Genomic DNA, 23,064 nt, shown 5'->3' with positions numbered 1-23,064 from the left:
GCGGCTCCCTCAGGCAGAGGAGTTTTGCCAATCATGACCGCACGTAAACCGGAAATCGTCATCACCTACTGCACGCAATGCCAATGGCTGTTGCGCGCCGCCTGGCTGGCCCAGGAACTGCTCAGCACCTTCGGCGACGACCTGGGCAAAGTATCCCTGGTGCCCGGCACCGGCGGGGTGTTCCACATTTTCTGCGACGATGTGCAGCTCTGGGAACGCAAGGCCGACGGCGGTTTCCCCGAGGCCAAGGTGCTCAAGCAGCGGGTCCGCGATCAGATCGATCCGGACCGCGACCTGGGCCACAACGACCGCACTCAGTGAGACGGCGCTTGCGCGGCAACGGTCTTGTGGCTTGAACCGCCGGACAACCGGCTGGAAACCACGATGGCCACGATGATCAACGCGCCGCCGATCAGCATGCGCAGCGTCGGGTTTTCATCGAACAACAACCAGGCCAGGGTGATGCCGTAAACCGGCTCCAGGGCAAACACCACTGACGCGGTCCGGGCCTTGATCACTGCCAGGCTGGCGACGAACAGGCTGTGAGCGACGCCGGTGCAGAACACCCCGAGCAGGCCAATCCACAGCCAGTCGATGGCGCGTACTTCGCTCAACTGCGGCATCGCCACCGGCAGCAGGCAGATCGCAACCACTACGTTCTGACACAGCGCCGCCTGCACCGGCGGGATTCGCCCGGAGCTGGCGCGGTTGGTCAGGGACAGCAGGGAGAACAGCAGGCCGGAGGCCACTGCCCACAACAGGCCGGTGGTGGCGCCGCTGGCCAGATCGAAGTCCGGTGTGACCAGTACCAAACCGATGCTGACCAGCACCACCAGCAAGATTTCATTGGCGCGGATGCGCTCGCGGAAAATCAGCCCTTCGAGGATCACGGTAAACGCCGGGAAACTGGCAAAGCCCAGGGTCGCGATCGCCACCCCGGCCACCTTCACCGCAATGAAGAAACTCACCCAGTGCCCGGTCAGCAGCAAGCCGCTGAGCAACAGGCGGCGCCAGTCCACGGCGTCGAGTGTTTGCCAACGGGTATTACTGGCGAACCGGGCGAAAAACGCCAGGGCGAGGACGGCAAACGCGGCACGACCGAACACGATGATCGCCGGTGAGGCGGCGGCAAGTTTGCCGAACACGCCGGTCAGGCCGAACATCAGTGCACCGATATGCAGAGCGCCAAGGGCGGTACGGGGAGTCATTGCAGTCCTTGAATAACGTATCGAATCTGGCCGACGACACCGTCGACCTGTGTAGGAGCAGCCTTCGGCAACTCCTACACAATGAACGATGTGCTTGCGGGTGTCTGTCGCCAGACTCGCGTTATTTGTCGCCAGCCTCGCGGCGCAATTTACCGGGTGAGGCGCCGAATTCACGCAGCACTGCTGCGGCGAATGCGCTCTGGGAGCTGTAGCCGACCCGACACGCGATCTCGCCAATGGGTAGCGCCGAATCGCGTAACAAACGCACGGCGATGTGCAGCCGGCGACTGCGGATGTAGTCCATCGGCGTTTGCCCGCATTCCGCCACGAACCGCGCGTGCAAGCGAGCGCTGGACAGGCCGGCAATGCGCGCCAGGTCGGCGACTTGCAGTGGATAGGCCGCGTATTGATCGATGTGAGCATTGAGCGCCGCATACGGTAGACGCCGACCGCCGACCGTGTCGGGCTTGGCGTTGTTGAGGCTGGCCAGCAGCAACACCGCGCCTTGCTGGGCGATCAGCGGATCGCTGATCGGGCTGCCCGCCAGCCAGCTCACCAATTGGCTTTGCCCGGCGTCCAGCGACAGGCGCCCGGCATTGTCGAGCAAGCGGCGGCTGGCCTCGGCGTGGTCCCCCAGCGACTGAGACACCCACTGATCGCTCGGCACATCCAGCACCAGGCAACGGCTGCCATGGGCACTGTCGCAGGCATGATGCGCCCCGGACGGCACCACCACGAAACTCTGCTGAACCACCTGACTGCCAAGCCCCTCGACCTCGAAATCCAGTGCACCCGACAGTCCGAATACCAGTTGCGCGTGGTCGTGGCTGTGGACGATCAGGTCGTGGGTGTATTGGCGCAGGGTGAGGATCGGTCTCATCGCAGGTCTCGTGGCGATATTGATGAGTGAAGCCGCCAGTCTACACCGAGGCCCTGCGTTCGCGCGTTGTCACAGGACTGACTTGCGATTGTCATGGGCAATTAACCCGACCGGCGCAAGCTTGCCAAAACTTGTCCAGAGGGTTGCCCATGACCAGCGCCGAGCTCGCCAAACCCAGCCGTAAGCAACGTGTGCGGACCTTATGGATTTCCGACGTGCATTTGGGCACACGGGACTGCCAGGCCGAACACCTGTCGCAGTTTCTCAAGGGCTACCATGCCGACAGGATTTACCTGGTCGGTGACATCATCGACGGCTGGAAGCTGCGCAGCGGCATGTATTGGCCCCAGGCGCACACCAATGTGATTCGTCGCCTGTTGACCATGAGCAAGCGCGGCACGGAAGTGATCTACGTCACCGGCAACCATGACGAATTCCTGCGCCGTTATTCGAAACTGATGCTGGGCAATATCCAGCTGGTGGACGAAGCCGTGCACGTGACCGCCGATGGTCGTCATCTGCTGGTGATTCATGGCGATCAGTTCGACGTCATTACTCGCTATCACCGCTGGCTGGCGTTCCTCGGCGACTCGGCCTACGAATTTACCCTGACCCTCAACCGCTGGCTCAACCATTGGCGGGCCCGTTATGGCTACGGCTATTGGTCGTTGTCGGCGTACCTCAAGCACAAGGTCAAGACCGCCGTCAGTTTCATCAGCGATTTTGAGGAAGCCATTGCCCACGAATGCGTCAAACGCGAGTTGCATGGCGTGGTGTGTGGGCACATTCACCATGCCGAAATTCGCAAGGTTGGCGAGGTGGACTACCTCAATTGCGGGGATTGGGTGGAGTCGTGCACGGCGCTGATCGAGCATTGGGACGGCTCGATCGAGTTGTACCGGTTGGCCGATGCCCAAGCGCGGGAGGCGGAATTGAAGGCAATTAAAGTCGCAGAGCCGGCTTAAAAGCAAAGTCAAAAGATCTTCAGGCCGGCGCTTGTTCTTCCATCGCCGCCTTGTAGATCGAATGCTTCGGCTGCGCAAACAACCGCTTCATCATCGGTTCGAAAAAGCTCAGCGGCAGCGTGTCGTATGCCGGGTCAAACGCCGCCGCGTCGTACCGGGCGCAAAATTCGATGGTCGCCTGATACTGCGGATGAGCGCTGAATTGCTCGCGCAAATGCCGGTCCATGCCCAGGTGATGGAAGAAGTAATAGCCCTGGAAAATCCCGTGTTTCTCCACCATCCACAGGTTCTCGGCACTGACGAACGGCTTGAGAATCGCTGCGGCGATGTCCGGGTGGTTGTAGGACCCCAGTGTGTCGCCGATGTCATGGAGCAAAGCGCAGACCACGTACTCTTCGTCGCGGCCATCGCGCCAGGCGCGGCTGGCGGTTTGCAGCGAGTGGGTCAGGCGATCCACCGGGAATCCGCCGAAATCACCTTCCAGTAACTTCAAATGCGCCACGATCCTTGTGGGCAATTGCCGGGCATAGGCGCTGAAGTCTGTGGCGATGATCGCCCAGTCTTCCTGCGTGCCGTCCTGCATGTGGGTAAAACGGGCGCGGGCATTCATCGGCTATCCTCTTGTTCTTATCGAAAGGGATGTTTGGAGTGTAGGGCTTGGATCCAGAGCGCTGCACTGGCTGCACAGGACGCTTTTGTGGCCAAAGGAGCCTAGAACGGCACGCGACCTACAATCATGTCGCGGTACATGACGAAATCGCCGAGCAGGCTGTAAAGAGGATGCTGAAAGGTTGCAGGACGATTCTTCTCGAAGAAGAAATGCCCGACCCAGGCGAAGCTGTAACCGGCCAGCGGCAGGGCCAGCAACAGCCACCATGCGCCTTTGGCGATGGTCAGCGCCAGAATGACAATAACCAGCGTGGTGCCGACAAAGTGCAGTCGTCGACAAGTGCTATTGCGGTGTTCGCTGAGGTAATACGGGTAAAACGCAGCGAAGCTGTTGAAACGTTTGATGTTTTCCACGACTGCGATCTCTGTGGTGTGTGCAGGCAACAAGTTGCGCTGCGGGTAGCCTATTTAAGTCTAGAGTGATCATAGGCATCAGCCAGTGACAATAGGCGCCACTTTAGTATCCTTGGGCATTGGGTCGTGGCATGCGGCCATCACGTAGTAAACGCCATGAGCGAACGAACGACTTCTGCAAGCTGGGCGATGGGGATTGTCAAAGCACTGGAAATGGACGGCCTGGATTGCCGGGTTTTGTTCAAGCAGCTAGGGCTCGACTATGCGGCACTGGATGATCCGGATGCGCGCTTCCCGCAAGATTCCATGACGCGGCTCTGGCAGCGCGCGGTCGAGTTGTCCGGCAACCCGGCGATCGGCCTGAACATGGGCAAGGTGGTGCGACCGGCGTCCCTGCACGTTGCCGGTTATGCCTTGATGTCCAGTCGAACCCTGGCCGAAGGCTTTCAACGTCTGGTGCGTTATCAGCGAATCATCGCCGAAAGTGCCGATCTGAGTTTTCGCATACTGGACGAGGGTTATGCGCTGATTCTGACGGTGCATGGCGACCACTTGCCGCCGACCCGACAAAGCGCTGAAGCATCGATGGCCTGTGCCCTGGCGTTTTGCGGGTGGCTGACCGGGAGCGCGCTGCATCCGCGCAAAGTGCTGCTGCAGGGCGATCAACCCGCCGACCTCGAACCGTATAAGCAAGCCTTCCACGCGCCGATGATGTTCAATGCGCCCTATGATGCCTTGATTTTCGAGCGCGCTGACCTGGAGGCACCGTTGCCCACCGCCAACGAGGCCATGGCGTTGCTGCACGATCGCTTTGCCGGTGAATACCTGGCGCGGTTTGCCGAGAGCCGCGTGACCCACAATGCGCGGCAGGTGTTGTGCCGCTTGCTGCCCCAGGGCGAACCCAAGCGCGATGCGGTAGCGCAGGCGCTGCACCTGTCGCAACGCACCTTGCAGCGACGCTTGCAGGAAGAGGGCACGAGTTTTCAGACGTTGCTGGATGACACACGGCGTGAACTGGCCGAGCAATACCTGGCGCGACCGAGCATGACGCTGCTGGAAATTGCCTACCTGCTGGGGTTTGCCGATCCGAGCAACTTCTTCCGCGCTTTCCGACGCTGGTTCGACACCACCCCCGGCGAATACCGGGCGCGGCTGACGGAAGCGCTCAAGCCGGTCAGTGACGCCAGAACGCAGGGATACACAGAACAAACACCGTAATGATCTCCAGCCGACCCAACAGCATGCCGAACGAGAGAATCCACTTCGCGGCATCCGGCAGGCTGGCGAAGTTACCCGCCGGGCCAATGGTTTCGCCCAACCCCGGGCCGACGCCGGACACCGTGCTGGCCGCGCCGGTAAGGGCGGTCATCCAGTCCACGCCGAGCAGCGACAGCAGTAGAGCGATCACGCAAATGGTGATGGCGAAAAAGAACGAAAAGGTCAGGATCGAACGTACGATTTCTTCGTCGAGACGGTGGCCGTTGTACTTCTGCTTGATCACCGCGCGCGGGTGAATCAACTGGTTAAGGTTGGCCTTGAGCAGAATGTAGGCCACCTGAAAGCGGAAAATCTTGATCCCGCCAGCGGTCGAACCCGAGCAGCCGCCAACAAACCCCAGGTAAAAGAACAGCATCAGCGAGAAGTTGCCCCAGAGGCTGTAGTCCCCCAGTGCAAAACCTGTCGTCGTCACCACCGAAGTGACGTTCAGCGCCACATGCCGCAAGGCGTCCAGCCAGTGCAACTGGGTGGTCCACCAGTACCAGGTGCCGAGCACCAGCCAGGTCACCAGCAACATGCCGAGCAAGCCTTGCACCTGTTCATCCTTGATCAGCGCCCGACGGTTACCGCGTAACGTGGCGACATACAAGGTGAACGGCAAGGCGCCGAGAATCATGATGACGATCGCGACCCAATGCACCGCAGGCTCCGGCCATTTGGCCAAAGACTGGTCGGAGGTGGAAAACCCGCCGGTGGAAATCGCCGACATCGCGTGGTTGATCGCATCGAACGGGCTCATCCCGGCCCACCAGAACGCCAGGCTGCCGAAAATGGTGATGCCGACGTAGGTCGCAACGATCAAGCGCGCCACCATGTGCGAACGGGGCATGACCTTTTCGGAACGGTCTGACGACTCGGTCTGAAACAGCCGCATGCCACCGATGCGCAGCAATGGCAGAATCGCGACCGCCATGCCGATAAAGCCGATCCCGCCGATCCAGTGCAGCAAGGAGCGCCATATCAGGATGCCGGGGGACATGGTGTCCAGGCCCGTGAGCACCGTCGAGCCGGTGGCGGTGATGCCGGACATGCTTTCGAAGAATGAGTCGGTGTAGCTGATGTTCTGGGTCAGCAGGAACGGCAGGGCGGCGAAGATGCACACCACCAGCCAGCTGCTGACGGTCAGCAGGTACATGTCTCGCGGGCGCAGATGGATGTGTTCGGGACGCCCCGGAATGACCAGGGCCAGGCCGGCGACAAAGGTAATCATGCTGGCCCAGAGGAATGACGGCAGGTCGCTGGTGCGCTCGAAGATCACCAGGGTAGCCATGGGCACGGCCATGGAAATGGCCAGCGTGATCAGGAAGATGCCGATGATGAAACCAATGATCCGTAAGGTCGGCAACGCCATGAAGTCCGCTCGGGCTGAAGTAGGGAGGGCTCCATTCTACCTGCGGGGCAGGGCATGTAAACCGACAGCCCTGTGCCGGATACCGCTAGAATAGGCAGACATTTTTTTCAGGAGGTGGCCGATGCAGGCTCTCGACGCTTTGCTCAACCGTGTTTCTGTTCCACGACTGCTCGATCCGGCGCCCACTGCCGAGCAACGCGAAGTGCTGTTTGCCGCCGCGATGCGTGCGCCAGACCACGGCCATTTGCAGCCTTGGCGCTTCCTGACAGTCGAAGGCGCGGCGCGCGAGCAAATGGGCGAGTTGCTGGCCGAAGCGGCGAAACTGCAAGACAGCGAGGTGTCAGAAGCCGCGCTGGACAAGGCCCGTAACGGCCCGCTGCGTGCACCGCTGGTGGTTGTGGTGATCGCGCGTTTGCAGGATCACGTCAAATACCCGAAATCCGAACAATTGTTGGCGGCAGGCTGCGCGGCTCACGGGATTTTGCTGGCCGCTTACGCGCAAGGCATTGGCGCGGTATGGCGCACCGGTGAGCTGGCCTATTCGCCGCATGTAGCCAAGGGGTTGGGTTTGGCCGAAGGGGAAGAGGTGATTGCGTTCCTTTATCTCGGTACGCCGCAGAAAGAACCGCGTGTGGCGGAGAAGGTTGATCTGGCCGAGTTTGTCAGCGCCTGGTCCGGTAAGGCCTGAAGATATAGGTCCATGTGGGAACGGGCAAGCCCGCTCCCACAGGGTTCAGGGTTGGACGACAGCCCCCGGCACCAACGGCAATTCCAGGCTGGCAATAAACCCGCCTCCAGGATGATTGGCCAGCACCAGACTGCCGCCATGGCGTTCCGCCGCACGGCGTGCGATAGCCAGCCCCAAGCCATGCCCGGCCGTTGTCTGCCCCGGTGCCCGATAGAACGGCTCCCCCAACTGATTCAAATGATCAGCCTCTACACCGGGGCCGTGATCGCGCACGCTGACCACAATCCTGTCGCCCTGACGCGCCGCTTGCATTTCGATCGGTTGCCCGACCGGGTTAAAGCGTTGGGCATTGCGCAGCAGGTTGTCCACGGCCCGCTCGATCATGGTCGGCCAGCCTCTGAGGTTCAGTTGCGGCTCGGCCTCAAGGCGCACGTTCTGCTCCGGCGAACTTAGCTGAGCATCCTTTTGCAGGGTATTGAGCAGTGCATTGAGATCCACCTCTTCGGCACTGGCGTTGTCGGCATCGACCCGCGCCAACACCAGGATTTCGCTGATCAGTGCTTCCAGTCGATCACATTCACGGGTCAGGCGCGGCCAGAGTTTTTCCCGCTCCTGGGGATTGGCCCGCTCGGCCAGTGCCAGCGCAATGCGCAGTCGGGCCAAGGGCGAACGCAACTCGTGGGACACATCGCGCAGCAATTGCCGCTGACTGCCGATCAGGCTTTGCAGGCGCGCGCCCATGCGGTTGAAGTCGTTGGCCAGCACACCGAATTCATCGCGGCGGTTAGCCAGTTGCGCCAGGCTGTTTTGCTGATACGTCGTCTGCCCCAATTCATGCACTGCGCCACGTAAACGGCTCAGCGGTCGGGTGATGGAAAAGGTCACCAGCAGGCTGAACAGGGTCAGTACCACCAGGGCGATACCCAGCGCGCTCAACGGCCAGAGCAGGCTTTCACGGTGCCAGGCGTCCAGTTCCGGGTGGGGAATGCGATAGATCAGCAGGTAGGTGTCGCCCGTCTTGGCGCTGGTGTATTCATCGGTCAGGCGTCGCCACGGCAGGCGCCGATCATCGTTTTGCTGCCGTGCTTCGAAGGCGGCTGCACGCCGAGGGAAGGTGCCGCGTACCACCGGGTCTCCTGCCTCGTTGAGCACCTGAACGTCGATGTGATATTGGCGCTTGCGCTGCTCCAGGATGTCCTGGGCGGCTTCCTCGCCTTGGCTTTCGTAGGTTTGCGTCCACTGTTCGGCCAGGGTATTGAGGCCCGGGTGGCGACTGAGAATCCACGCGTCCTGGTTGAGCATGTGTCCCAGCAAAATGGAAAGCCCTGCAACCAGAGCGATGGCCAGCCAGAAGCTGGCCAGGATACGCCAGAACAATGAGCGCACAGAAAATCCTCGAACAAGCTCAAATCAATGTGTGGCGAGGGGGCTTGTCGGAACGCCGCATCGCCCCGTTCGGCTGCGAAGCAGTCGTAAACCCGTTACATACGGTTTAACTTTGAAATACCGGGGCCGCTTCGCGCCCCAACGGGAGCAAGCTCCCTCGCCACAAAGGCTCGCTCCCACAACGAACTGAGAGGCATCAGACCCAACGGTGATTAGCCGTTGGGTCCGGGGTTAACGCATTATTGCGCCTTTTGCGCTTGCTGCGCTTTCCAGGCCTTGAACTCGGCCCATTCGGCGCGACGCTCAGCTTGTTTCTTCTGGATCTCGTCGAATTGCTTCTGTTGATCCGGTTTCAGCAGGGCGCGAACGTCGGCTTCGGCTTTCTTGTGCTTGGCCTCCATCTCGTCTTTCAGGGCTTTCTGGTCGGCCGGCGAGAGTTTTTCCAGGTACTTGTCGACCAGTTGCTGACGCTCGTGCATCTGCTCGCCCATGATTTTGCGGATCTGCTCGCGCTGTTCGCGGCTCAGGTCCAGTTGGCTGTAAGGGCCTCTGCCGTGCATGCCGTGCATCTGACCGCTGTGGCGTGAGCCGTCCATGTGATCACCCATCGGGCCTGTTCCTTCAGGCATGGCCATGGCAACGGTCGGCAGGGCGGCAGCAAACATCAGAGCGATAAGAGTCTTGCGCATGGTGTATCTCCTTGTCTCGTTCCCGGTACGTTCCGGATGTGTGCAGATTACGCAGATCAAGGTCAACGGCGGTCAGCGGAGCGTAAAGCTTGGGTAAAGACGGTTTTCTGCTTTGCTGACAATTCCAACACTTCGCCGATATTTCTCTGACGAAACCTGGCCTTCGTAGCAGCTGTCGAGCCTGCGAGGCTGCGTTCGGCTGCGCAGCAGTCGTAAAATCTGTTTGCACGCTCTTTCAGATACACCGCATCAGGCGGATCACGACTGCTTCGCAGCCGAACGCAGCCTCGCTGGGGCTCGACAGCTGCTACGAAGGGGCGTGTCAGGTTCAGAGGCTGTAGTAGTAACCGCGACTGCGCAGGGCCACGATGCGTGGGCGGCCGTCGGGGTGTGGGCCGATTTTTTTGCGCAGGTTGCTGACGTGCATGTCCAGGCTGCGGTCGTACAGGGTCAGTTTGCGACCGAGGGCGATTTGCGCCAGTTCCTGTTTATCCAGCGGTTCGCCGGGCTGCTTGAGCAGGGCTTCGAGCAGTCGGCTTTCGGAAACGGTGAGGGTGAATTCCTGTTCATCGATGCTGACCACCCCGCGCACCGGGCTGAAGCACAGGTCGCCCAGCTCGAGCTGGCTGGAGACCGCCGTCGGATGACTGCGGCGCAACACCGCGCGCAGGCGGGCGGTCAGTTCCCGTGGGTCGCACGGCTTGGCCAGGTAATCGTCGGCGCCCAGTTCCAGGCCGAGGATGCGGTCCAGCGGTTCGCCACGGGCCGACAACATCAGCACCGGCAAATCCGGATGGTCGCTGCGCAGTTGCTTTAGCAGTTCCAGGCCGCTGCCGTCCGGCAGCATCACGTCCAGCACCACGGCCGCCGGAGACGTTTCGGCCAACGCGTGACGGGCGCTCTGGCCATCGTGGCAGGCGCGAACCTGAAAGCCTTCCTGGCTCAGCCAACTGCTCAGGAGCTCACACAGCTCCTGGTCATCATCAATTAGTAACAGCTCGCTCATGACTCACTCAATTTAGCCATTGCCTACGTTTTCTGGTGGCACCACTGGCGAAGATACCGCAGAGCAGGGCCAATAGCGCTACTGCCGCCCCAATAACGAACCACTGCTGCTGATCGGTCAGCAGGCGCGGTAGCGGGCTGCTGGCCAGGGTTTCCTTGAGTTGCAGCTTCAGGCGCTGATTCTCCTGGCGCAACCGGCTCAGCTGGGCGCTTTCGCGCTCGCCATCGGTGGTTTGCAATTGTTTGCTCAGTGTTTCTCGTTGCTGCTCGCTCTCTTTCAAGCGCTGCTGCAACTCGGTGATCTGGCTACCGGCGCTCAAGGACAGCGGCGTCGAATTACCGCCATTGGCGCTTTCTTCACCATGGGCTGGCGCCATGATCGACAACGTCACCAACATCAGACACAACGGACCTTTGCGCATCGCAACTCCTGATTCCAATACGAGTATTGGGCAGGTTGTCGGCCGGTAAACGAGAATAATGAGCGATTGAACGTGCGATGAATCGATAAGATTCACCGCACGCGAGAACTTTACGGCAGGACTTGCTTGAACGGCTTGACCAGAACATTGGCGTAGACGCCTGCGGCAACGTACGGATCGGCGTCGGCCCAGGCCTTGGCGGCGCTCAGGGACTCGAATTCGGCGACGATCAGGCTGCCAGTGAAACCGGCTGCGCCCGGATCATTGCTGTCGACCGCCGGGTGTGGACCGGCCAATACGATACGACCTTCGCCCTTGAGCACTTGCAGACGCTCAAGGTGCGCAGGCCGTGCGGCCAGTCGGGCTTCCAGGGAGTTGGCGACGTCTGTGGCAATGATTGCGTAAAGCATGTCAGTCCTCGGTTTTTGGCGTTGTGGTGTCGGCGTCGTGCAGGTGGCGGGACAGGTAGATGCCCTGGCCGACCAGGAACAGCAAAGTCATGCCCAGGCTGCCGAAGACCTTGAAGTCTACCCAGTAGCTCTGGAACGTGAACGCGACGAACAGGTTGGCGGCACCGCAAAACAGGAAAAAACCGATCCAGGCGATGTTCAGGCGGGTCCAGATTGGCTCCGGTAGAGTCAGCGCGTGGCCCATGATGCGTTTGATCAGCAGTTGGTCACCGACGAAATGGCTGCCGATGAACGCGAGGGCGAACAGCCAGTTGACCACCGGGGCTTTCCATTTCAGGAAGGTTTCGCTGTGGAACGCCAGGGTCAGGCTACCGAAGACCAGGCAGGCAATGAGGGTCAGCCACTGGCTCTTCTCCAGCTTGCGCTGCTTGATGTACAGCGTGCCGTAGACCACCAGGGAGCTGATGATCAGCATCGCGGTGGCGCTGTAAATACCACCGACAGACAGTTGATGACCGCCAATGTCGACGATCCGCGGGTCGATTTTGAAGACGATGAAAAACAGCAGAAGCGGGATGAAGTCGATGAATTGTTTCACAGTGGCAGCCAGAAGCAGGATGTGGCGGCATAATAACAAACATATTGACGCGCGATAGCGTCAGCTGATTTGAGGTTACATAGTCCTGTGAATGTTGATTTGCACTGCCATAGCACGGCCTCCGATGGCGCCCTGGCGCCTGCGGCACTGGTTGCGCGTGCGTTCGAGAAAGGCGTGCGAGTCCTGGCCTTGACTGATCACGACACCCTTGAAGGCCTCGACGAGGCCCGTAGCGCCGCGACGGCGCTGGGGATGCAACTGGTCAACGGCGTCGAATTGTCCTGCACCTGGGGCGGGGCGACCATTCATGTGCTGGGCTATGGTTTCGACGTCAATGCCGCGCCATTGGTCGAGGCCATCGCCAAATTGCACGATGGCCGCTGGCTACGGTCCGAAGAAATAAGCCGCAAGTTGGCGTTGAAAGGCATGCCGGGGGCGCTTGACGGCGCCCGCGCCATTCAGCAGGAACTGGGCGACAGCGGCAACGCGCCGGCCCGTCCGCACTTCGCCGACTGGATGGTGCGCGAAGGTTTCGTCAAGGATCGCGCCGAAGCGTTCCGCAAATGGCTGGGCGCCGGCAAGCTGGGAGACGTCAAGCTGCACTGGCCGACCCTCGAAGACACCGTCGAGACCCTGCGCGCCGCGGGTGCCTGGGTCAGCCTGGCGCACCCCTGGCACTACGATTTCACTCGTAGCAAGCGTCGCCGCCTGATTTCTGACTATATTCAAGCCGGGGGCCACGCGATTGAAGTGGTCAATGGCCATCAGCCCGCCGAGCAAGTGGGCAGCCTGGCGATTCTTGCCCGTGAGTTTGGTCTGCTGGTCAGCGCCGGCAGTGATTTTCATGGCCCTGGAGGCTGGTCCGAGATCGGTGAATACCGCCCGCTCCCGGAGGATCTGCCACCACTGTGGTGTCGATTCAAACATGACCCAATTATTGCCGCCGTCTGAACAGGTAGAGAATGTGAGTCAATTTTTCCAGATTCATCCGGAAAACCCGCAAGCGCGCCTGATCAAACAGGCTGTCGAGATCATCCGCAACGGCGGGGTGGTGATTTATCCCACAGACTCTTCCTACGCCATTGGTTGCCAGATCGGTGACAAGACCGCCGTGGAGCGTGTGCGTCGGTTGCGTCAGCTGGATGAGAAGCACAACTTTGCGCTGATCTGCAGCGACCTGTCGCAGCTGGGGCTGTTCGCCAAGATCGACACCGGTACTTTCCGTCTGCTCAAGGCCCACTTGCCGGGGCCTTACACCTTCATTCTCAACGCCACCCGCGAAGTTCCGCGGCTGTTGCTGCACCCGAAAAAACGCACCATCGGCCTGCGCGTGCCGAGCCACCCGATTGCGTTGGCGCTGCTGGAAGAACTCGGCGAACCGCTGATGAGCGTGACCCTGATCATGCCCGGCGACACTGACCCGCTGACCGATCCCTACGAAATGCGCCAGTTGCTGGAGCATCAGGTGGACCTGATCATCGACGGCGGTTTCGGCGGGATCAAGGCGTCCACCGTGATCAACCTCGCCGACGGCGAGCCGGAAGTCATCCGTGTCGGTTGCGGCGACCCAACGCCATTCATGGCCGAGGCGTAGATGTCTGCAGTAGAACCAGAACCCGTCGACAGCCAGGCCGGCGCCCAGCAAGAACTGCCTTTCGCCATGGTCTATGGCCAGGCGGTCATGGAAATGCCGCTGGACCTGTACATCCCGCCGGATGCGCTCGAGGTCTTTCTGGAAGCCTTCGAAGGCCCGCTCGACCTGCTCCTGTACCTGATCCGCAAACAGAACATCAATATTCTCGACATCCCGGTGGCGGAAATCACCCGCCAGTACATGGGCTATGTCGAATTGATGCAGTCGGTGCGCCTGGAACTGGCCGCCGAGTACCTGGTGATGGCCGCGATGCTTGCCGAGATCAAGTCGCGGATGCTGCTGCCGCGAGCCGAAACCATTGAAGACGAGGAAGACGACCCTCGCGCCGAACTGATCCGCCGCTTGCAAGAATACGAACGCTTCAAGGCCGCCGCCGAAGGTATCGATGGCCTGAGCCGCGTCGGCCGCGATGTCGTGGTGCCCAAGCTCGACGCGCCGGAAGCCCGGGCGCGCAAGCTGCTGCCGGACGTGAGCCTGGAGGAGTTGCTGATGTCCATGGCCGAGGTCTTGCGCCGGGGCGACATGTTCGAAAGCCACCAGGTCAGCCGCGAGGCACTGTCCACCCGCGAACGCATGAGCGATGTACTGGAGCGGCTCAAGGGTGGCGGTTTCGTGCCCTTTGTCGAGCTGTTCACCGCTGAAGAAGGACGTCTGGGGGTAGTGGTGACCTTTATGGCGATCCTCGAACTGGTCAAGGAATCCTTGGTCGAGCTGGTGCAGAATGAGCCGTTCGCGGCGATACATGTGCGAGCCCGAGCCGAATAACGAGTTGAATCATGAACCTGACTGAACCCCGCGAGCTGGCGCCACTGCTTGAAGCCTTTCTGTTGGCCTCGGGAAAACCGCAATCGCTTGAGCGCCTGTTCGAACTCTTCGAAGAAGGCGAGCGGCCCGAACCAGCGGTTTTCAAGAAAGCGCTGACGATTCTGGGCAAATCCTGCGACGGCCGAGCCTTCGAACTGAAGGAAGTCGCCTCCGGGTATCGCCTGCAGATCCGCGAAAAGTTCGCGCCGTGGGTCGGGCGTTTGTGGGAAGAACGGCCGCAGCGTTACTCGCGCGCCATGCTCGAAACCATGGCCCTGATTGCCTATCGCCAACCGATCACCCGGGGCGAGATCGAAGACGTGCGCGGCGTGGCGGTCAACAGCCACATCGTCAAAACCCTGCTGGAGCGAGAGTGGATCCGCATCGTCGGTTACCGTGATGTGCCCGGCAAACCGGCAATGTTCGCCACCACCAAGGCGTTTCTCGATCACTTCAACCTGAAGAACCTCGACGACCTGCCGCCGCTGGCCGAGCTGCGCGAGCTGGAACCCGAGCCGATGCTCGAGTTCGACGACGCACCGGTGCCGGCCGGGTTGCAAGAATTGGCAGATGCCAGCGCCGAGCCGGAAGAGCCCAAGGAAGAAACCAGCTTCCACACGCTGTTGCTGGAGCTGGACACGATGGAGGAGGGGCTCAAGACCGATTTCGACGATTTGTTGCGCGATGGCGAGTTGACCGAGACTGAAGAGGTATCGGAGCAGCCGGAGCCGGAGCCGGAGCCGGAGCCGGAAGTCGAGGTAGAGCTTCAGGTTGAGGCATCAGTTGCTGACGAAGAAGAGCAGGAACCAGAACCTGAGGATGACATTCTTGGCGTTGCCGAGGCTCGCGAGAAACTGCTGGCCGCGGTTGCCGCGCTTGAACAACCCAAGCCCGAACCTGAACTGAGCGATGAAGAAGCCGAAGCCCGTGCCCTGGCCGAAGCGATCGAGGCCGAACGCCGCCAGTTCGAGGATTGAGGTCCGCCAAAAGATCGCAGCCACCGCCGGCCGGCGGAAAAACCAATAACCGACGGTCGATCAGCTAGTCTCTGATGCGCGAACGCTTCCATGAGCGTATGATTCGCGACCCTTTGACGATCCCTTCGTCAAACGACCAGATTTCACATCTTCAGGCCAAGGCCTGAACTTGATCACACCGGGAGGTGCCCAGATGAGTATCAACGACCAGAAAGACGACCAGGAAATCGGCCCAGCAGGCGAAAAACTGCAGAAAGTCCTCGCCCGTATCGGCGTCGGCTCGCGCCGTGACGTAGAAGCCTGGATCAGCCACGGCCGCATCAAGGTCAATGGCAAAGACGCCACCCTCGGCCTGCGCGTCGACCTGCATGACGCCATCACCATCGATGGCAAGGTGATCAAGCGCGAAGAAGCTGCCGAGTCGGTACGCCGCGTGATCATGTACAACAAACCCGACGGTGAAATCTGCACCCGTGACGACCCGGAAGGCCGTCCGACCGTGTTCGACAAGATGCCGCGCCCGAAAGAAGGTCGCTGGATCAACATCGGTCGCCTGGACATCAACACCACAGGTCTGCTGATGTTCACCACCGACGGTGAGCTGGCCAACCGCCTGATGCACCCGTCCTACGAAATGGACCGTGAATACGCCGTCCGTGTACGTGGTGAAGTCGACGACGAGATGATCGAGCGTCTGAAGGCAGGCGTGGTGCTCGAAGACGGCCCGGCGAAATTCACCGACATCAAGCAGGCACCAGGTGGCGAAGGTTTCAACCACTGGTACCACTGCGTGGTGATGGAAGGTCGTAACCGCGAAGTTCGTCGTCTGTGGGAATCCCAGGGCCTGGTGGTCAGCCGTCTGAAGCGCGTGCGTTTCGGTCCGGTGTTCCTCAACTCCGACCTGCCGATGGGTCGCTGGCGCGAAATGAGCCAGCAGGAAGTCGACATTCTGAGTGCTGAAGTCGGCCTGACGCCGGTGGCGATGCCGCAAATGAACGCCAAGAGCAAAGACAAGCTCGAGCGTATGCAGCGCAAATCGTCCCGCCCGGTGGGCAAGACCGAACGCGTACGGACCCTGCGTCCAGCCGCTGGCGCTCCAGCTGCCGGCCCGCGTCCATCTCGCGAGCCGCAGATCGAAGGCGAGCGCCCGGCCCGCAAGCCAGCGCCACGCCAGGACGGCGAGCGCGGTCCACGCACGCCGCGTCCGGCCAACGGTCGTACTGAGCGTGGCGAAGGCCGTGGCGCTCCGTCCGGTGGTCGTAGCGATCGCGGTGCGCCTGCCGGCCGTGGTACGCCGGTGGCAGACCGCCCGGCCGACACCAAGCGCCCGGCCAAACCGGCGCCGAAGAAACGCCCAGGCATCGTGCTGGTCGACAAGGACGCGCCATCGGGCAAGCGCCGCGGTGCGCCAGCCGGCTCCGGCCAGCGTCCGGGCTTCGGTCGTCGCAAGCCTGAGTAATCGGTAAGCGCAGCATAAAAAACGCCATCCCTCGGGATGGCGTTTTTTTGTGTCTGGCAGAACCGGTTTTCAGCAGGTGCGGTTGTTTGATCGTTCCCACGCAGAGCGTGGGAACGATCAGCGCGTCATCTGTATCGCCGAAAGCCTTGGGTTAAAACACAAACCGCCGATCAAACACCGGCTCATCATCCAGCGCCAACACGCCGCCAGAGAAGATCAGGTCCAGATGATGGCTGCCCTTGGCGCCTCCGCCCAACCCCAAGTGCAAACCGCAATGGCGCTCTTCGAACCCGGCATTGCGCGCATACAACTCTTTCACACCTTCGTTGGTACCGATCCCCAACTCCTCGATGCGTCGATTGGACGGATTGGCGTCCAGGTACTTGTTGAAGTCATGTTCCAGTCCCGGCACATCGGTGGCGATTTTGCTGATGGTCGAGTTCTCGATCCACAACTCCAGTGGTGACGCGAGTACGCCGTACTTGCGGGCAAACGGAATCGTGCTGAGGAACGTCCCCATGAACTTCACTCGGCCATTAATCGACTCGCTATGGGTGGCAATCTCGCCGGGCGCCAGGTCGAAGTTGCCGACACCGTTGATGTCGGTCCACTTCTTGATACTGCTCAACGGTGTTTCGAACCACGAGCCATGCTCATCTTTGAAACTTAAAGTGGTGGCCTGGGACATGCGCTGGATCAAGTGGCTGTTCAACCCGGCAATCCGCTGCGGGGTGACACTGAACGTGTCGTAGAAGTAATCGCCGTAATCCTTGAACAGCAGCGACTTCTTCCAGTTTTCCGCCATCACGCCTTGCAGCGCGCGGACAAAGTCCGGGCCGTCGGGACGCGGGTTGGGCAGGGTGGAAGAGTCGTAGAAGAAGATGTACAGATCGCTGTCGACAATCGCCTTGGCCAGCAATGCGGTGGGTTCGAGGTCCAGACGCATCGCGCTGAAGGCGAACCTTGGGCTGTTGCCGGCCTGTTCGACGATGGCGCCGGTCAGCGCCTCGTAATCAGCGGTATGGCCGAGCAAGACCTTCGCCGGTTTGATGCCGGCAACGGCTGGGTGATGTTCGAGGTAGTAAAGGAAATGCGAGATGGCACGCTGCTTATCCATGGAGTCCTCCCTGACAAACCTGGTAAGTGGCGGGCACGACCGGCCGGATCATGCCCGCCGGGATGTCTTACAGAGGCCACATCGCCGTGCCGAACGGAACAACCGCGTCGGCTTGCATCATTTCAACGGCGGCTTCATGGGTCGGTGCTTCAAACCAATCGTCGAGTTGCAGTTCAGTGTCCAAGTCTTTGTCCAGTGCTTGCATGGTGAATCTCCTAGATGACTTTTACGGTAAGAACAGCTTCGGTAAGAACAGTGGCGCGTTTTTCATTCATTGAAGAGCGCGTCAACTTGCCGGTCGATGCGGCTCGGCAAGTCGCTGAAAACCTAGTTCACAGGTTTTTGAATTGCAAAAAAATAATTAAACAATTTTCATTTGAACTAATTATTCCATTTTAAAAAAAGTAAATTTCCTAATAAAAAACAGAAAACTAAGTCGGAAACTCCTTAGGAAGCTTCCTGTCGTCAATTTACAGTCGACGGCTCTCTGGATCTGATTTGGAAAGCATGCGTTACGCGCTGTAAATAAATCCTTACGAAAAGCGTGCTCAAACCCCATGGAATGCCGCTGTGGAAAGGGCTGTAAGGAAAACCTGCCGTCTGCCGCCACGATGATGCTGTTCAAGGGCTCTGGCGCGCTTGTCTCAGCCTCGATTGAAAGGTGAGATGCGCCCCATGCCTGTCGTGCAGGTGCATAACAAGAAGGAGGCGCAATGAACGCCGTGACTCATCTCCATCTCTCTCCGTGGGGCGATTTTTCCGCTGCCCCCGTCGAAAACCTGCAAAGGTCTGACTCAATTTTTGCAGCCGCCCGAGACCTTCGAGGCGGACACAGGCAATCCCGGCAACCGACGCGCTGATCCAGCGGTGTCTGGCAGCAGGGGGTTAGCGGTGTACAATGCGCCGCGTTTTAACTGTGACCCTCTGCGCAACAGCGCAAACCTCAAGGCTATCCGCCTTGTTCACTCCGCCGCGTCACGAGCGTGTCGGGTTCGATTTCGTCACAGATAAAAACAAACAGGTGACGCATGACTGTCGTAAAAACGCTGAACTCCTGGTGCCTGCGCTGGGGTTTGATCGGCGCTGCTTGAAATCGCAACCTTGCAGCAACGTCTACCGAACATCATCAAACCTTGCGTGAGACCCTTTTCATGAGTGGACAAAACTCGCATTCAGGCGAGCTTAAACGCGGCCTGAAAAATCGCCATATTCAACTGATCGCCCTCGGTGGCGCGATCGGTACCGGGTTGTTCCTCGGCTCGGCCGGCGTGCTCAAATCCGCCGGCCCGTCGATGATTCTCGGCTACGCCATTTGCGGCTTCATCGCCTTCATGATCATGCGCCAGCTGGGCGAAATGATCGTCGAAGAGCCGGTGGCCGGCTCCTTCAGCCACTTCGCGCACAAGTACTGGGGCGGTTTTGCCGGTTTCCTGTCGGGCTGGAACTGCTGGATTCTGTACATCCTGGTGGGCATGTCGGAGCTGACCGCGGTCGGCAAATACATCCACTACTGGGCGCCGGATATCCCGACCTGGGCCTCCGCCGCCGCGTTCTTCGTGCTGATCAACGCGATCAACCTGGCCAACGTCAAAGTCTTCGGTGAGGCCGAGTTCTGGTTCGCGATCATCAAGGTCGTGGCGATCGTTGGCATGATTGCTTTGGGTAGCTATCTGTTGGTCAGCGGCCACGGCGGCCCGCAAGCCTCGGTGACCAACCTGTGGTCCCACGGCGGTTTCTTCCCGAACGGTGTCAGCGGCCTGGTGATGGCCATGGCGATCATCATGTTCTCCTTCGGTGGCCTGGAAATGCTTGGTTTCACCGCCGCTGAAGCCGACAAACCGAAAACCGTGATCCCGAAAGCCATCAACCAGGTGATCTACCGGATCCTGATTTTCTACATCGGTGCGCTGGTGGTCCTGTTGTCGCTGACCCCTTGGGACAGTCTGCTGACAACCCTGAATGCTTCCGGCGATGCCTATAGCGGCAGCCCGTTCGTGCAGGTGTTCTCGATGCTCGGCAGCAACACCGCCGCGCACATCCTCAACTTCGTGGTCCTGACCGCGGCGCTGTCGGTGTACAACAGCGGTACTTACTGCAACAGCCGCATGCTGCTGGGCATGGCCGAGCAGGGCGATGCGCCGAAAGCCTTGTCGAAGATCGACAGGCGTGGCGTGCCGGTACGTTCGATCCTGGCGTCGGCCGCTGTGACGTTGATCGCGGTGTTGCTGAACTACCTGATCCCGCAAAACGCGCTGGAACTGTTGATGTCGTTGGTGGTTGCGACCCTGGTGATCAACTGGGCGATGATCAGCTTCTCGCACTTCAAGTTCCGCCAGCACATGAACAAGACCCGGCAGACGCCGCTGTTCAAGGCCCTGTGGTACCCGTACGGCAACTACATCTGCCTGGCGTTCGTGGTGTTCATCCTCGGCGTAATGCTGCTGATCCCGGGCATCCAGGTCTCGGTGTATGCGATTCCGGTGTGGGTCGCGTTCATGTGGATCTGCTACGGCATCAAAAACAAGCGCAGCGCCCAGCAGGCGTTGCAGGTCGCGGTGAAATAACGCAACGCGCAGAAACAACAAACCCGGCCAATGTGCCGGGTTTTTTGTGGAGGATGCGAAAGCCGGGGTATTCTGGCGGTCCTGATACCGGACCTTTTTCCATGCTGGTGATTTCCAACAACGTGCATCTGCCGGATGCCGAGATCGAGTTGACGGCCATTCGCGCCCAGGGCGCCGGTGGGCAGAACGTCAACAAGGTCTCCAGTGCGGTGCACCTGCGCTTCGACATTCCGGCCTCGTCCCTGCCCGAGTTCTACAAGGAACGGCTGCTGGCGTTGCGCGACAGTCGCATCACCAGCGAAGGGGTGTTGATCATCAAGGCCCAGCAATACCGCACGCAGGAGCAGAACCGCGCCGATGCGCTGGAGCGTCTGACCGAATTGATCCTCAGCGCTACCAAAGTGGAAAAGAAACGCCGTCCGACCAAGCCGACTCTGGGCTCGAAAAAGCGTCGGCTCGAATCCAAGACCAAGCGCGGCAGCATCAAGGCCGGGCGGGGCAAGGTCGATTTTTAGCGTGCTTCACGCTCTTCCCGATACTTGGGCGCCTGTCGGTACAAGTAAACGCTCAACATCAATCCGCTCAAGGCGGCGAGGGCGGCGAACAGGAAGATCGAGGCAAACCCGAATCCTGCAGCAATCGCACCCGCCAGCGGTCCGGTAATCCCCAGTGACAAATCGATAAACAGCGAATAGGCCCCAACTGCTGCGCCACGGCTGGAGGCCGGCACCAGATTGACCGCTTCCACGCCCAAGGCCGGGAACACCAGCGAAAAGCCGAAACCGCTCAGCGCCGCACCGGCCAGTGCCCAATGAGCATCCGGCGCCAGCCACAGCAGCAACAGCCCGAGGGTTTCCACCGAGAGGCAGGCAATCGCCACGCGAAAGCCGCCGAGGCGGTTGATCAGGTTGCCGAACAGTAGTCGCGCGCCAATGAAACTGGCGCCGAACAAACTCAGGGACAGCACCGCGTTGGACCAATGCTGAGTGGCGTAATACAGGGTGATGAAGGTCGCGATGGTGCCAAAGCCGATGGAGCCCAGTGCCAGGCCGCAGCCATGAGGGAACACCCGTCCCAGCACATGCATGAACGGCAAACGTTCGCCGGCGACAATCGGCGCCGCGGTTTTCGGCCAGGCCAGCGCCACGCCCAGCACCGCCAGCAGCATGATGCTCACGCCCATGCTCCACAAACCCAATTGACTCACCAGCAGCACCCCCAGTGGTGCGCCGACCGCCAACGCGCCGTAACTGGCAATGCCGTTCCAGGAGATGACCTTGGCGGTGTTCGCCGCGCCGACCCGGCCGATGCCCCAGCCGATCGACCCGGAGCCGACCAGGCTTTCCGCGCTGCCGAGTATCAGGCGGCCAATCAACAGGCTGATCAAACTCAGTATCGGCAGGCTCTGCGTCCAGGCCGAAATCAGCATGAACACACCGCTCAAACCACAGCCGGCGAGGCCATACATCACCGCCAGCTTGCTGCCCTTGTTATCGATGATGCGCCCGGCGTAAGGGCGGCTGAGGAGGGTGGCCAGGTATTGCACGCTGATCACCAGCCCGGCGATCACCGCGCCGAAGCCGAGGTCGCTGTGGACGTAGCCCGGCAATACGGCCAGGGGAATACCGATATTGAGGTAACCGATGAAAGTGAACAGGACGATGGAAACGACTTGCAGCGTGACCGCCAGGGGGCGCTGGGTTTCAGACATGGGTAAAAGGTCCACGGGGCAGCAGGATAGATAGGCTGCTTATGATAGCGGCGTGGACGGTCGCAGGGCGTGAAAAAGTAAAACTAATTGCCGAACGGGATGAATCAGGGTTTGCGGGGGCGACCAGTTGCGTCGTGACCAGGGCGGCCAGGGCATTTTCTTCGCTGCCGAAGCGGGCCAGCAGGGCGGCTTGTTTCTCGGGGGAAAGGCGATTCCAGATGTCGATCATCTTCTCGGCGGTGCCGATCAGGACGCTGGCCTGGGCTTCAGTGAAATCATCGCTCATGGTGCGGGCTCGCGGTTCAGGCAGTGTGGAAAGCGCATGTTAGCGCTTTCCACACGGTCTGGCATTGCAGGTGTATCAGTCTTCTCTGTCGGCCTGGCGGCGTTCAGGTGCTTCTTTCGGCTCGGGCTGTTGGGCACCGGCTTGTTGCGTGGTTGTCTGCTCAGTTTCGTGCAGGCTTGGGAAGGGGAGATTAGGGATCTCGTGCATGTTTCGCGCTCCTCGCTAAGTCTGTTGATAGATCTGGTAGATCCGCGCTTTTAAAAAAGCCTGGGCAGGATACAGCAGGAAAAATGACAAATAGACTTTATATCCAATTGTTACGACGGATGGGATTGTCTAGACAGGTCAATGGGATAGGCGCAATTGATCGTTCCCACGCTCTGCGTGGGAACGCAGCCCGGGACGCTCCGCGTTCCAACAGCGGACGCAGAGCGTCCAATGAGGCATTCCCACGCGGAGCGTGGGAACGATCGGTGGGAGGGGTTACTTGCAGACGTCAGCGATGGCCTCGGCCAGCAGGTCCAGGCGTGTCGCATCGATCCCCGCCACGTTCGCCCGGCCCGAGCTGACCATGTACACACTGTGAAGC

At 60.2% G+C, this 23,064-nt stretch carries 27 protein-coding genes and 1 pseudogene; 11 read left to right on the top strand and 17 right to left on the bottom strand.

Features of this window, described 5'->3' with window-relative positions; all coding sequences use genetic code 11:
- The first annotated feature begins 33 nt into the window (after positions 1-33).
- On the top strand, positions 34-321 hold the full coding sequence (locus AC1DIS_RS05795; RefSeq protein ID WP_007895010.1) for an Rdx family protein: 288 nt from the start codon (positions 34-36) through the stop codon (positions 319-321).
- Here the strand turns inward: AC1DIS_RS05795 and AC1DIS_RS05790 are convergent.
- Together AC1DIS_RS05790 and AC1DIS_RS05785 are read right to left on the bottom strand one after the other, a co-directional pair.
- Positions 315-1,208, bottom strand: a complete 894-nt coding sequence (locus AC1DIS_RS05790) for a DMT family transporter (protein ID WP_064619586.1) — start codon at positions 1,206-1,208, stop codon at positions 315-317. The genes AC1DIS_RS05795 and AC1DIS_RS05790 overlap by 7 nt on opposite strands.
- A 121-nt stretch (positions 1,209-1,329) precedes the next feature.
- Positions 1,330-2,088 carry a helix-turn-helix transcriptional regulator gene (locus tag AC1DIS_RS05785; RefSeq protein ID WP_018929923.1) on the bottom strand — a complete coding sequence of 253 codons (759 nt, stop codon included), beginning with the start codon at positions 2,086-2,088 and terminating at the stop codon, positions 1,330-1,332.
- Positions 2,089-2,237: 149 nt separating this feature from the next.
- On the opposite strand from AC1DIS_RS05785, the gene AC1DIS_RS05780 reads away from it, so the two are divergent.
- Complete coding sequence (locus AC1DIS_RS05780; RefSeq protein WP_018929924.1) at positions 2,238-3,053, top strand: UDP-2,3-diacylglucosamine diphosphatase; 816 nt, start codon at positions 2,238-2,240, stop codon at positions 3,051-3,053.
- Between the two features lie 19 nt (positions 3,054-3,072).
- Here the strand turns inward: AC1DIS_RS05780 and AC1DIS_RS05775 are convergent, their stop codons facing one another.
- A complete protein-coding gene (locus AC1DIS_RS05775; RefSeq protein ID WP_477744224.1) occupies positions 3,073-3,663 on the bottom strand; it encodes an HD domain-containing protein in 591 nt (196 codons plus the stop codon).
- Positions 3,664-3,764: 101 nt separating this feature from the next.
- Positions 3,765-4,076 carry an Mpo1-like protein gene (locus tag AC1DIS_RS05770; RefSeq protein ID WP_086946376.1) on the bottom strand — a complete coding sequence of 104 codons (312 nt, stop codon included), beginning with the start codon at positions 4,074-4,076 and terminating at the stop codon, positions 3,765-3,767.
- Positions 4,077-4,232: 156 nt separating this feature from the next.
- On the opposite strand from AC1DIS_RS05770, the gene AC1DIS_RS05765 reads away from it, so the two are divergent.
- Positions 4,233-5,294: an AraC family transcriptional regulator gene (locus AC1DIS_RS05765; protein ID WP_207238835.1), complete on the top strand. Its 1,062-nt coding sequence runs from the start codon at positions 4,233-4,235 to the stop codon at positions 5,292-5,294.
- Here AC1DIS_RS05765 and AC1DIS_RS05760 read toward each other — a convergent pair.
- Positions 5,251-6,705 carry a TrkH family potassium uptake protein gene (locus AC1DIS_RS05760; protein WP_018929928.1) on the bottom strand — a complete coding sequence of 485 codons (1,455 nt, stop codon included), beginning with the start codon at positions 6,703-6,705 and terminating at the stop codon, positions 5,251-5,253. The genes AC1DIS_RS05765 and AC1DIS_RS05760 overlap by 44 nt on opposite strands.
- A 121-nt stretch (positions 6,706-6,826) precedes the next feature.
- Between AC1DIS_RS05760 and AC1DIS_RS05755 the strand changes: the two genes are divergently transcribed.
- A complete protein-coding gene (locus tag AC1DIS_RS05755; RefSeq protein WP_086946375.1) occupies positions 6,827-7,393 on the top strand; it encodes an NAD(P)H nitroreductase in 567 nt (188 codons plus the stop codon).
- A 45-nt stretch (positions 7,394-7,438) separates the two neighbouring features.
- Here the strand turns inward: AC1DIS_RS05755 and AC1DIS_RS05750 are convergent, their stop codons facing one another.
- The 6 genes from AC1DIS_RS05750 to AC1DIS_RS05725 all read right to left on the bottom strand — a co-directional run bounded on the left by AC1DIS_RS05750 (position 7,439) and on the right by AC1DIS_RS05725 (position 11,903).
- The gene (locus tag AC1DIS_RS05750; RefSeq protein ID WP_138866134.1) at positions 7,439-8,779 is read right to left on the bottom strand and encodes a sensor histidine kinase; all 1,341 of its coding nucleotides are present in this window, start codon (positions 8,777-8,779) and stop codon (positions 7,439-7,441) included.
- Between the two features lie 239 nt (positions 8,780-9,018).
- Positions 9,019-9,468 carry a hypothetical protein gene (locus AC1DIS_RS05745; protein WP_064619577.1) on the bottom strand — a complete coding sequence of 150 codons (450 nt, stop codon included), beginning with the start codon at positions 9,466-9,468 and terminating at the stop codon, positions 9,019-9,021.
- A 328-nt stretch (positions 9,469-9,796) separates the two neighbouring features.
- Positions 9,797-10,474, bottom strand: a complete 678-nt coding sequence (locus AC1DIS_RS05740) for a response regulator transcription factor (protein WP_086946374.1) — start codon at positions 10,472-10,474, stop codon at positions 9,797-9,799.
- A 7-nt stretch (positions 10,475-10,481) separates the two neighbouring features.
- A complete protein-coding gene (locus AC1DIS_RS05735; RefSeq protein ID WP_064619574.1) occupies positions 10,482-10,895 on the bottom strand; it encodes a hypothetical protein in 414 nt (137 codons plus the stop codon).
- Positions 10,896-11,005: 110 nt separating this feature from the next.
- Positions 11,006-11,305: a YciI family protein gene (locus tag AC1DIS_RS05730; protein ID WP_019579534.1), complete on the bottom strand. Its 300-nt coding sequence runs from the start codon at positions 11,303-11,305 to the stop codon at positions 11,006-11,008.
- A 1-nt stretch (position 11,306) separates the two neighbouring features.
- Entirely contained in the window at positions 11,307-11,903 is a 597-nt protein-coding gene (locus AC1DIS_RS05725) for a septation protein A (RefSeq protein ID WP_477744225.1), read from the bottom strand.
- 87 nt (positions 11,904-11,990) lie between these two features.
- Here AC1DIS_RS05725 and AC1DIS_RS05720 point away from each other — a divergent pair, with 87 nt between their 5' ends.
- The 5 genes from AC1DIS_RS05720 to rluB all read left to right on the top strand — a co-directional run bounded on the left by AC1DIS_RS05720 (position 11,991) and on the right by rluB (position 16,797).
- Entirely contained in the window at positions 11,991-12,854 is an 864-nt protein-coding gene (locus tag AC1DIS_RS05720) for a PHP domain-containing protein (RefSeq protein WP_018929935.1), read from the top strand.
- A gap of 13 nt (positions 12,855-12,867) precedes the next feature.
- Complete coding sequence (locus tag AC1DIS_RS05715) at positions 12,868-13,497, top strand: L-threonylcarbamoyladenylate synthase (RefSeq protein WP_007938530.1); 630 nt, start codon at positions 12,868-12,870, stop codon at positions 13,495-13,497.
- A 66-nt stretch (positions 13,498-13,563) separates the two neighbouring features.
- A complete protein-coding gene (locus AC1DIS_RS05710; protein ID WP_253548957.1) occupies positions 13,564-14,322 on the top strand; it encodes a segregation and condensation protein A in 759 nt (252 codons plus the stop codon).
- Between the two features lie 11 nt (positions 14,323-14,333).
- Positions 14,334-15,338: an SMC-Scp complex subunit ScpB gene (gene scpB / locus AC1DIS_RS05705; protein WP_192379654.1), complete on the top strand. Its 1,005-nt coding sequence runs from the start codon at positions 14,334-14,336 to the stop codon at positions 15,336-15,338.
- 193 nt (positions 15,339-15,531) lie between these two features.
- The gene (gene rluB / locus AC1DIS_RS05700; protein ID WP_018929938.1) at positions 15,532-16,797 is read left to right on the top strand and encodes a 23S rRNA pseudouridine(2605) synthase RluB; all 1,266 of its coding nucleotides are present in this window, start codon (positions 15,532-15,534) and stop codon (positions 16,795-16,797) included.
- A 151-nt stretch (positions 16,798-16,948) separates the two neighbouring features.
- Here the strand turns inward: rluB and AC1DIS_RS05695 are convergent, their stop codons facing one another.
- Both AC1DIS_RS05695 and AC1DIS_RS05690 read right to left on the bottom strand, forming a co-directional pair.
- On the bottom strand, positions 16,949-17,914 hold the full coding sequence (locus AC1DIS_RS05695; protein ID WP_477744226.1) for a M29 family metallopeptidase: 966 nt from the start codon (positions 17,912-17,914) through the stop codon (positions 16,949-16,951).
- A gap of 67 nt (positions 17,915-17,981) precedes the next feature.
- On the bottom strand, positions 17,982-18,119 hold the full coding sequence (locus AC1DIS_RS05690) for a hypothetical protein (protein ID WP_007938535.1): 138 nt from the start codon (positions 18,117-18,119) through the stop codon (positions 17,982-17,984).
- A gap of 946 nt (positions 18,120-19,065) precedes the next feature.
- Here AC1DIS_RS05690 and AC1DIS_RS05685 point away from each other — a divergent pair.
- Positions 19,066-20,478 carry an amino acid permease gene (locus AC1DIS_RS05685; RefSeq protein WP_477744227.1) on the top strand — a complete coding sequence of 471 codons (1,413 nt, stop codon included), beginning with the start codon at positions 19,066-19,068 and terminating at the stop codon, positions 20,476-20,478.
- Between the two features lie 101 nt (positions 20,479-20,579).
- The gene (gene arfB, locus AC1DIS_RS05680; RefSeq protein WP_007938537.1) at positions 20,580-20,993 is read left to right on the top strand and encodes an alternative ribosome rescue aminoacyl-tRNA hydrolase ArfB; all 414 of its coding nucleotides are present in this window, start codon (positions 20,580-20,582) and stop codon (positions 20,991-20,993) included.
- Here the strand turns inward: arfB and AC1DIS_RS05675 are convergent.
- From AC1DIS_RS05675 to AC1DIS_RS05660, 4 genes and pseudogenes are all read right to left on the bottom strand, one after another.
- Positions 20,990-22,189 carry an MFS transporter gene (locus tag AC1DIS_RS05675; RefSeq protein WP_019648074.1) on the bottom strand — a complete coding sequence of 400 codons (1,200 nt, stop codon included), beginning with the start codon at positions 22,187-22,189 and terminating at the stop codon, positions 20,990-20,992. The two genes, arfB and AC1DIS_RS05675, sit on opposite strands and share 4 nt — an antisense overlap.
- A 106-nt stretch (positions 22,190-22,295) precedes the next feature.
- Positions 22,296-22,475: pseudogene (locus AC1DIS_RS05670) on the bottom strand (hypothetical protein); the annotation flags it as partial.
- 75 nt (positions 22,476-22,550) lie between these two features.
- On the bottom strand, positions 22,551-22,682 hold the full coding sequence (locus tag AC1DIS_RS05665) for a hypothetical protein (protein WP_007938543.1): 132 nt from the start codon (positions 22,680-22,682) through the stop codon (positions 22,551-22,553).
- 276 nt (positions 22,683-22,958) lie between these two features.
- Positions 22,959-23,064 (bottom strand): hypothetical protein (locus AC1DIS_RS05660; RefSeq protein ID WP_477780801.1); only part of this gene is annotated, 106 nt, incomplete at its 5' end.

Source organism: Pseudomonas sp. 05N433, from assembly GCF_056396925.1.
The sequence above is the reverse complement of the archived record's forward strand: the minus strand, read 5'-3'. Positions and strand labels throughout refer to the sequence as shown.